At 46.1% G+C, this 749-nt stretch carries 1 protein-coding gene and 1 pseudogene; both read left to right on the top strand.

Annotated elements, in window-relative coordinates:
* Positions 1-387, top strand: a pseudogene (locus A3738_RS05505) (phosphate acyltransferase); the annotation flags it as partial.
* 24 nt (positions 388-411) lie between these two features.
* The coding region (locus A3738_RS05500) for an ACP S-malonyltransferase (RefSeq protein WP_156503994.1) at positions 412-749 on the top strand (338 nt) is incomplete at its 3' end.

Raw genomic sequence — 749 nt, 5'->3', positions numbered from 1 at the left:
ATTGGTTTTGCTGAGGGCGGCGATATTTTTCGAGGTAAAGCTGACGTTCTTGTTTGCGATGGTTTTGTTGGGAATATTGCACTAAAAAGCGCCGAGGGTGCGGCAAATATTATCCTTGATGGGGTGAAGGCCTTTTTTGAACGTTCATGGTTTACGCGCTTGTTAGCGAAGTTGTTGGCGCCACATATGGCTAGTGCGCTGAAACAGCTTGATCCCGATACGCACAACGGAGCAATGTTTTTAGGATTAAATGGCGTTGTGGTGAAAAGCCACGGCAACGCAAAGGTAGAAGCGTTTGTGCATGCAATTGAGCTTGCGGATCGCGAAGCACGCTCTAATCTACCTGAAAAAATTAACAAAGCACTAGAGTTCATCGCTTTCGACTAATTTGCGGTGATATAAGGAGGTTTTATGTCGTTGGTATTTATGTTCCCCGGTCAAGGATCGCAAAGTGTGGGCATGATGGCTGATTTGTTAGCATCATCAGAGAAGGCAAATCAGGTGTTTGCTGAAGCTTCTGACGCGATTGGTATCGATTTAAGAAAATTGGCGCTAGAAGGTCCTGAAGAGAGAATTAATCAAACAGAGATTACGCAGCCATTGATTCTCACCGCTAGTATCGCAGTATGGGAAGAGTGGTGTGCTCAAACAACGATTCGACCGGACTTTATGTGTGGCCATAGCCTCGGTGAGTACACCGCGCTCGTTGCCTCTGGCGCTATTTCATTGTCTGATGCCGTTAAACTTGT

Source organism: Oleiphilus sp. HI0066 (genome assembly GCF_001635725.1).
The sequence above is the reverse complement of the archived record's forward strand: the minus strand, read 5'-3'. Positions and strand labels throughout refer to the sequence as shown.